Source organism: Streptomyces sp. NPDC045695 (assembly GCF_056432025.1).
Genome location: NZ_JBWKJU010000017.1, coordinates 137,144 through 144,788 on the forward strand (window position 1 = coordinate 137,144; position 7,645 = coordinate 144,788).

Here is a 7,645-nt window from a genome sequence, read left to right on the forward strand (position 1 = left end):
GCCAGGTCGCTCGTCGAGAACGCCAGCTCCGCCAGCACGGCCACCCCGAGGATTCACACATGTACGAATCGATTGCCCCCAGCCTACGGGAGGGGCAGCATCCCCGGCATGACCTCACAGACGGCACAGACCTCACAGACGGCAGACACGGCACAGACGGCACAGACGGCACAGACGGCACAGACGATCACCGCGGCGGCATCGGGCACGTGGACGCTCGGCGACTTGACGATCAACCGGATGGGCTTCGGTGCCATGCGCCTGCCGCAGACCGGCGAGGCGCTGGGGCAGGACGCGGTGCCGCGCGACCGGGACGCGGCGCTCGGCGTGCTGCGCCGCGCAGTCGAGCTCGGCGTGAACCACATCGACACCGCCGCCTTCTACTTCTCCCCGCTGCGCTCCGCCAACGAACTGATCAGCCGGGCCCTGGCCCCCTACCCGGACGACCTCGTCCTCGCCACCAAGGTCGGCCCGGGGCGCGACCCCTCGGGCGCGTGGCTGCCGCATGCCACCCCTGAACAGCTGCGCGGCCAGGTGGAGGAGAACCTGCGCCAGCTCGGCCGCGACCACCTCGACGTGGTGAACCTGCGCATCGTCGGGACCGACTCGATCGCGGAGCGTTTCGGCGCCCTCGCAGAGCTGCGGCAGGCCGGCCTCATCCGTCACTTGGGCCTCTCCAACATCCATCCCCACCACCTGGCCGAGGCCCTGGCCATCGCGCCGGTGGTCTGCGTGCAGAACCAGTACGGCCTCGGCATCCGGCCCGACCACGACGCGTTCGTGCGCACCTGCGGCGAACAGGGCATCGCGTTCGTGCCGTTCTACGCGATCGCCGGTGCGGGTCGTGAGGCGGGCGCGAGCGGGGCCGAGCACGGGGAGGTGCTGGCCGTAGCGCGGGCCCACGGGGTGAGCGCGGCGCAGGTACGGCTGGCGTGGACGCTGCACCGCGGAGCGCACGTCCTGGCCATCCCCGGTACCGGCGACCCCGGGCATCTCGCCGACAACGTGGCCGCGGGCGCGCTGCGGCTGTCCGAGGACGGACTGGCCGTCCTGGACGCGCTCCACCGGCGCGGGGTGCAGGAGGGGGCCCCGGGGGCTCAGTGACCCGGGGAGGGGGCGTCTTCGAGCAGCTCGGGGCCGTTGTTGGAGACGCTGTTGACGGCCGTCGACACGGCGCGGACGTCCAGGCGGCCGCCCGCGGGAGCGGCGAGCAGGGCGCGCAGTTCGTCCGGGTCCTGGTGGCTCGGGTCCAGCCAGGCCTCGTAGTCGGCCGGGTCCAGGGCGAGCGGCATGCGGGGGTGGACGCGTCCGGCCGCGTCGGTGGCCTCGGTGGTGATGACGGTGCAGGTCGCCCACCACGCCGCCGGATCGTCGTCGTCGGCGACGGCGGGGTCGCGCCAGAACTCGTACAGGCCGGCCATCGCCATCACGGAGCGGTCCTCGGGCGCGATGAAGTACGGCTGCTTGTAGGCCTTCGCCGTGGCGGTGGCGGGGACGGAGCGCCACTCGTAGAAGCCGTCCGCGGGCAGCAGGCACCGGCGGGTGGCGAAGGCGCGCCGGTAGGCCGGCTTCTCGTGCACCGTCTCCACCCGCGCGTTGATCATCTTCGCGCCGCCGGACGGGCCCTTCGACCACGAGGGCACCAGGCCCCACCGCAGGGGGCGCAGGCGCCGCTCCAGTACCCCGCTCTCGCGGTCGGCGCGCTCCAGCACCGCCCAGACCTCGTCGGTGGGGGCGACGTTCCAGCTCGGCTCCAGGACGTGGCGCGGATCGGGGGGCGCCGTCCGGAAGAGGCCGGAGAGGTCCTCGGGACTGCGGGTGGAGACGTAACGGCCGCACATGCCGTCCAGCTTGCCACCTGACCGCCCTCACGGGCGGTTACGCACCGCCTTGGCGGTTGACCCGGAGGATGCGCAGGGCGAGTTGGAGCTCCAGCGTCCGCTCGGGGCGCTGCCAGTCACGGCCGAGGAGCCTGCTGATGCGGTCCAGGCGCTGCACCACGGTGTTGACGTGCACGTGCAGGGCCTCGGCGGTTCTGGACTGGCTCGTGGCGGTGTCGAAGTACACCTGGAGGGTGTGGACGAGGTCCGTGCCGCGCCTGGCGTCGTAGTCGAGCAGCGGACCGAGGGTCTGGCGCACGTAGCCGCCCAGGTCCGTCCGGTCGCCGAGCAGCACGCCGAGGAAACCGAGGTCGCGCAGGGCCGCTCCGGTCCCTTCGCGGCCCAGCGCGCGCAGTGCGGTCCCGCAGCGGCGGGCTTCGGCGTAGGCGTCGGCGCAGTGCGCGGGGCCCGTGGCCGGACCTGCGGCTCCGACCGTGACGGGGCCGGCGAGGGCGTGGCCCAGCTCGCTCGCGAGGCTCCCGGCGGCTTCGCTGGGGGCCTCGGAGGGCAGGACGAGGACCACGTCGTCGTGGTGCAGCCCGGCCAGTCCCCCGCGGGTCTGGGCGATGCGGGCGGCCGCGGCCAGCAGCCGGGGCCGGGGGACGGCTTCGGTGTGCAGGACGAACACCGCGTGCGGCTGGTCCAGGTTCACGCCGAGCCGCCGTGCGCGCGCCGGCAGGCTGGCGGGGTCGGCGGCCCTGGTGAGGAGGTCCCCCAGCAGCTCGCCCCGTACGCGGTCCTCGGTTTCGGCGACCGAGCGGCGCAGCAGCAGGAGCAGGGCGGTGACCACGCTCGCGCGCTCGAAGAGGCGGCGGTCGGCGTCGTCGAGGTCGGCGCGGCCGGTCAGGGCGATGCTGCCGAGCAGCTCGGGTCCGGCGAGGACGGCGCACACCCAGGTTCCGGCGACGGAGACGGCGCGGCCGTCGGCCCGGGAGGCCGCGACGGAGGCGGCGACGGCCTCGGCGGACGGGGGACGGGCGTCGGTGCCCGCCCGGGCGAGTTCGCCCCCCTCGGCGTCGTGGATGAGGGTGCCGCCTTGCAGGACGGCGCCGATGGCGGTCGCGACGTCGGTGATGTCGGCTCCCCGCAGGACCAGGTCGGTCAGCCGGTCGTGGGCGTCCTCGGCCCGGCGCATGGCGTCGCTGTGCGCCTCGATGGTCCGCGACGCCTCGTTGAGGTCGACGAGCGCGGTGCGCGTCTCGTCGAGCATGCGGGCGCTGTCGATGGCGATGGCGGCGTGGTCGGCCAGCGACGACAGCAGTGCGACCTCGTCCGGCGTGAAGGTGCGGGCGGTGCGGTCCGCGGCGTACAGGACGCCGATCACCCGGGTGCCCAGGCGCAGCGGTACGCCGAGGATGGCCCGCAGGCCCTCCTCCGTGACGGCGCTGTCGATCGTGGTGGTGTGCTGGAAGCGCTGGTCGTCGCGGTAGTCGCCGGTGGAGTACGGGCGGGCCGTCTCGGCGACGAGCCCGCCCAGGCCCTCCCCCATGCCCAGGCGGACCTGCTGGAAGGCGGCCGAGACGGAGCCGTCGGTCACCCGCATGTAGGTGTCGCCGGCCTCGTCGTCGTTGAGGGACAGGTACGTGACGTCCGTGCCGAGGAGCAGCTTGGCCCGGTGGACGATCGCCTTCAGTACGGCGTCCAGGTCCCTGAGGCGGGCGAGGTCTCCGGCCGTGTCGAAGAGCGCGGCGAGTTCGGCCTCGCGCCGGCGGTGCTGGCTGAGCGTGCGGCGGATGCGCAGCGCGACCTGGGTGGCTTCCGCGACGGCCGCCGCTTCCGGCTCGGAGAGGTCGCCGGTGCGGGCCGCGTCGGCCGGTGGCGCGAACCGCTCGGCCGGCGCGCCCCGGTCCAGCAGGTCGAGCAGGTCCCGCAGGTGGTGCAGGGCGGTCCGGGCCGTCTTTCCGGTGGTGGGCATCGGCGCTCTCCGTGGTGCTGGACGCGGACGTGGCGGCGCCCGCCCCACCGCGCGTCCGGCGGCGGTGGGGCGGGGCGGCGGGGTCAGTTGTCGGCCGGTACGGGGTCGTGCCCGGCCTGCCGGCGGGCGGGCACCGCGGCGCCGGCCGGGGCGTGCTCCCCGGTCAGGCTACGCCCGCGGGTCTCCTGGGCCAGCAGGACGGTCAGCGTGGTGACGGCTGCGGCGGCGGCCAGGTAGACCGAGACGGGCAGGGACGAGTCGTAGTCGCGGAGCAGGGCCACGGCGATGATCGGGGCGAGCGCGCCGCCGATGATGGAGGCGAGCTGGGAGCCCATCGAGGCCCCGGAGTAGCGGACCTTCGTGTCGAACATCTCGGAGATGAAGGCCGCCTGCGGTCCGTACATCGCCCCGTGCAGGAGCAGCCCGACGGTGACGGCCGCGGCGATCACCGGGAAGGACTTGGAGTCCAGCATCGCGAAGAACGCGAACGCCCAGCCGATCATCCCGACCGAGCCGATGAGGGTGACGATGCGGCGGCCGATGCGGTCGGACAGCGCGCCCCACGCGGGGATGGCGACGAAGTGGACGGCGGAGCCGATCAGGACGGCGTTCAGGCCGTCGCTCTTGGGCAGCCCGAGGTGGCTGGTGACGTAGACCAGGAGGAAGGCGGTGATGACGTAGTACGAGATGTTCTCGCCGAGGCGGGTGCCGATCGCGGTCAGGACCCCGCGCCAGTTCGTACGGAACACCTCGGCCACGGGCGGTCTCGCCCGCACGCCGGCGGCCGCCTCCCGTGCGGCCTTGGCCTGCGCCTCCAGGAAGACCGGGGACTCGGAGACGGAGACCCGTATCCACAGGCCGATCACCACCAGCACGCCGGAGAGCAGGAAGGGGATCCGCCAGCCCCAGGCGAGGAAGTCCTTGTCGGACTGGACGGCCGCCAGGAGGGCCAGTACGCCGGTGGCCAGCAGATTGCCGCCCGGTGCGCCCGCCTGGGGCCAAGAGGCCCAGAAGCCGCGGTTCTTGTCGTCACCGTGCTCGGAGACGAGCAGCACGGCTCCGCCCCACTCGCCACCGAGGGCGAATCCCTGGATCAGGCGCAACAGAGTGAGGAGGATGGGCGCTTGCACGCCGACGCTCGCGTGGGTGGGGAGCAGTCCCATGGCGAAGGTCGCACCGCCCATGAGGAGCAGGCTGAGGACGAGGAGCTTCTTGCGGCCGATCTTGTCCCCGTAGTGACCGAAGACCAGGCCGCCGAGGGGGCGGGCGGCGAAGCCGATCGCGTAGGTGAGGAAGGCCAGGAGGGTGCCGACCAGGGGTTCGCTGTCGGGGAAGAACAGCTCGTTGAAGACCAGTGCGGCGGCCGAGCCGTAGAGGAAGAAGTCGTACCACTCGATGGTGGTGCCGATGAGGCTGGCGGCGATGATGCGCTTGATGGAGCCGGGGGGTGTTGGAGCGGTTGCCGAGGCGGCCATGGTCACCACTTCCGAGCGGGTCACGGGACGTTGTCGTGTCGCCACACCATAGGAACCAGCAGGTCACGAGCGTATGTGGCGGGACACCACAATTGCCCCCTCAGGCACCGGTACGACCACCACACCGAAGCCTGGGGGCGCCCTCCGGGCCAGCCGGCATCACCGGGTGAGGGATGCTGGCTATGCCCTGTATGCGACGGTTTGACGACCCTGCGCCAACGCCCGTGCTGGTTCGGTGCTGACTACGGAGCGTTGAGCTCGGTCATTTTCGGATGGATCGGATCCCCGGGTGCGACACAGGATGCCGCCCGCCCTCACCGGGGGCTGACGGGCGCCCACAGGCTGACGCTCCAGACGTCTCCGTGCCCCGCGTGGTAGCCCCTCTCCTCCTCCTCGTCGTCCACGACGATCACCGAGACGTTCGACGCCGCCGCTCGGTACTCGATGAAGCCACCCTGGTCGCTGACCTTGAGCTCCGGGGCTCCGGGGACGCGCCCGAGTTCGTCGCGCACGTCCTCCCAGGCGACGTGGCGGGGGAAATCGACCTCCATGGTCCGGGCCCATGCCTTCGCCATGTCCTGGCCGGACGCGAGCCGGTGCAGCTCGATGGAGCCGCCGGACACAAACCATTCCTCGCCGGGGTTGAAGTAGAACTCGACGAATCCGTAGTCGCGGCGCAGCGACTCGCCCTCCTCGTCGACCACGTCGACGAAGCGGTGGCGGACGGCCCGGTCGACCTCCCCGAGGGTGGAGCCGATGCCGATCCCGTGCAGGCGTCCGGTCCTGACGAACGAGGCGAGGAATTCGATGCCGGTCACGGCCAGTCCTCCAATTTGTCGATCAGGGCTTGCATGTCCGCGGAGCGGTTCTTCGTCTTGCCCCAGTTCTGGGTGTCCAGGTGCTCCTTGGCCGATAGCTGATTGGCCTTTGCCAGGAGGTCCGCGCACCGCTTCGGGTCGCTGTTCACGGCGTCCACGGCCCGCTGGACGCTCTTGTCGACGCCCAGCCGTCCTCAAGCCGGATGGGGGCACCCTGGATGTTGCCATCCTTGTCCACGGTGAAGGTATTGCCGAGTGAGGTAGAAGGGCGGCCTGGATACCGCCGTACTTGAGCGAATGCTGGACGAGACCTTCGATCTCGCCGTCGTGCACCATGGATACACCAACTACATGCGCGACTCCCTTGGACGACCGGCTCATCGACCACGAAACCGGTGTCGACCTCGACGGATACGTCTGAGGGGTGAAGTGGCACGCCCTGTACCCGGGAGCCAAACTCCGTCTGTCCAGGTCGTTCTTCGGGCTGGAGCCGCTTATGCGCGGGATCCGCCCATCCGCTCCCGTCGAGGCCGCGCCGCCGGCGCCCGGCGAAACTGCACGCTGACAAGGGTTATGACTGCGACCGTCTGCATCGGTGGCTACGCAGCCATGGCATCCGCCGCTGCCTCGCCCGCAAAGCGTCGAGTCCTCTCAGAGGCTCGGCCGCCACCCGGGTGGTGGAGCGGACCGTGTCCTGGCTGGCCGGATGCCGACGCCTCCACCGACGCTACGAGCGCAAGGCCGAACACTTCCATGCCTTCGTCGGCTGGCAACCTGAATCCGGGGGTGTCGGCGGGATGGTGCGCCCCTCCCGTCAGAGACCCGAGGGGTGGCTGGAGAGCCAGTCGGCATGCCGATCGCGCGTCCGATCCCGTTCCCCGGGCGTACTGAGGAAGACATCGGCGCCGCCGTCGTAGGGGTGGTAGACGCGGCGCAGCTGGGTGTCGGTGATGAGGACTCCCGCCACCTTGTCGTCCGCGATGTCACGGAGCAGCTCGTCGAGGCAGCCGTATCGCCAGGGCCGGCAGGCGACAAAGAGGTGGCAGTAGGTACGGAACTCCGGGTCTGGATCATCCTCCACCAGCAGGGTCTGCCAGTAGCCGGCGCCAGGACGGAACCGCAGAACCTCGGCTTCGGTCGCCCAAACTGGGGTGATCACGTGGACATCCCCACCGGCGAACAACTCATCGAGGACGGTGTTGTACCGCTCCAGGACGACGGCGTATTCGCTCTCGTCCTCTGCGTATCGCTTCGACTCCGGCAGGCTGTGGAAGCGCACCCAGAGATCCCGGTACGGGTCGCGGAGCTTGTACCCGACCGGCGGACAGTCGGGCCAGTGCTGCTGCCACAGGTCCGTCAAAGCCGCTGTCACGCCTCCAGACGTCTGCCGCACTCGTCCCCTCAGACCGTGACCTCTATCGACGACCATGATGCCCGGCACCCATCCACCAAGACGACGTTTAGACGTCGTTTCTTATGGCGTGATCGTTCGTTGGACCGTGCATGAAGGACTTGGTTGAGCGGCTGGTCCCGGATGAGCTGTGGGTGTTGTTCCGG

7 protein-coding genes and 2 pseudogenes are annotated in these 7,645 nt (G+C 71.2%); 3 read left to right on the plus strand and 6 right to left on the minus strand.

The annotated features are described in order from the left end of the window. The first annotated feature begins 108 nt into the window (after positions 1-108). Positions 109-1,104 carry an oxidoreductase gene (locus AC07DU_RS25830; RefSeq protein WP_479113861.1) on the plus strand — a complete coding sequence of 332 codons (996 nt, stop codon included), beginning with the start codon at positions 109-111 and terminating at the stop codon, positions 1,102-1,104. Here the strand turns inward: AC07DU_RS25830 and AC07DU_RS25835 are convergent. From AC07DU_RS25835 to AC07DU_RS25855, 5 genes are all read right to left on the minus strand, one after another. Then, positions 1,098-1,841, minus strand: a complete 744-nt coding sequence (locus AC07DU_RS25835; RefSeq protein ID WP_360892008.1) for an SOS response-associated peptidase — start codon at positions 1,839-1,841, stop codon at positions 1,098-1,100. The two genes, AC07DU_RS25830 and AC07DU_RS25835, sit on opposite strands and share 7 nt — an antisense overlap. A 37-nt stretch (positions 1,842-1,878) precedes the next feature. Then, positions 1,879-3,795 carry a helix-turn-helix domain-containing protein gene (locus AC07DU_RS25840; protein ID WP_479113864.1) on the minus strand — a complete coding sequence of 639 codons (1,917 nt, stop codon included), beginning with the start codon at positions 3,793-3,795 and terminating at the stop codon, positions 1,879-1,881. 83 nt (positions 3,796-3,878) lie between these two features. Further along, entirely contained in the window at positions 3,879-5,270 is a 1,392-nt protein-coding gene (locus AC07DU_RS25845) for an MFS transporter (protein ID WP_479113884.1), read from the minus strand. A gap of 314 nt (positions 5,271-5,584) precedes the next feature. After that, positions 5,585-6,088, minus strand: a complete 504-nt coding sequence (locus AC07DU_RS25850; protein ID WP_479113866.1) for a hypothetical protein — start codon at positions 6,086-6,088, stop codon at positions 5,585-5,587. Then, on the minus strand, positions 6,085-6,237 hold the full coding sequence (locus AC07DU_RS25855; protein ID WP_479113868.1) for a hypothetical protein: 153 nt from the start codon (positions 6,235-6,237) through the stop codon (positions 6,085-6,087). The genes AC07DU_RS25850 and AC07DU_RS25855 overlap by 4 nt, the downstream gene beginning before the upstream one ends. Positions 6,238-6,361: 124 nt before the next feature. On the opposite strand from AC07DU_RS25855, the pseudogene AC07DU_RS25860 reads away from it, so the two are divergent. Both AC07DU_RS25860 and AC07DU_RS25865 read left to right on the plus strand, forming a co-directional pair. Further along, positions 6,362-6,506, plus strand: a pseudogene (locus tag AC07DU_RS25860) (YxiG-like protein); the annotation flags it as partial. 73 nt (positions 6,507-6,579) lie between these two features. Then, positions 6,580-6,849, plus strand: a pseudogene (locus AC07DU_RS25865) (IS5/IS1182 family transposase); the annotation flags it as partial. A 53-nt stretch (positions 6,850-6,902) separates the two neighbouring features. Here AC07DU_RS25865 and AC07DU_RS25870 read toward each other — a convergent pair. Beyond that, a complete protein-coding gene (locus AC07DU_RS25870; RefSeq protein WP_479029912.1) occupies positions 6,903-7,460 on the minus strand; it encodes a DUF3885 domain-containing protein in 558 nt (185 codons plus the stop codon). Between the last annotated feature and the right edge of the window lie 185 nt (positions 7,461-7,645).

What these genes read in the sequence shown, in the direction of transcription:
- AC07DU_RS25845 (WP_479113884.1), bottom strand. Translation starts at nt 5,270, where the DNA reads ATGGCCGCCTCGGCAACCGCTCCAACACCCCCCGGCTCCATCAAGCGC.
- AC07DU_RS25840 (WP_479113864.1), bottom strand. Translation starts at nt 3,795, where the DNA reads ATGCCCACCACCGGAAAGACGGCCCGGACCGCCCTGCACCACCTGCGG.
- AC07DU_RS25835 (WP_360892008.1), bottom strand. Translation starts at nt 1,841, where the DNA reads ATGTGCGGCCGTTACGTCTCCACCCGCAGTCCCGAGGACCTCTCCGGC.
- AC07DU_RS25830 (WP_479113861.1), top strand. Translation starts at nt 109, where the DNA reads ATGACCTCACAGACGGCACAGACCTCACAGACGGCAGACACGGCACAG.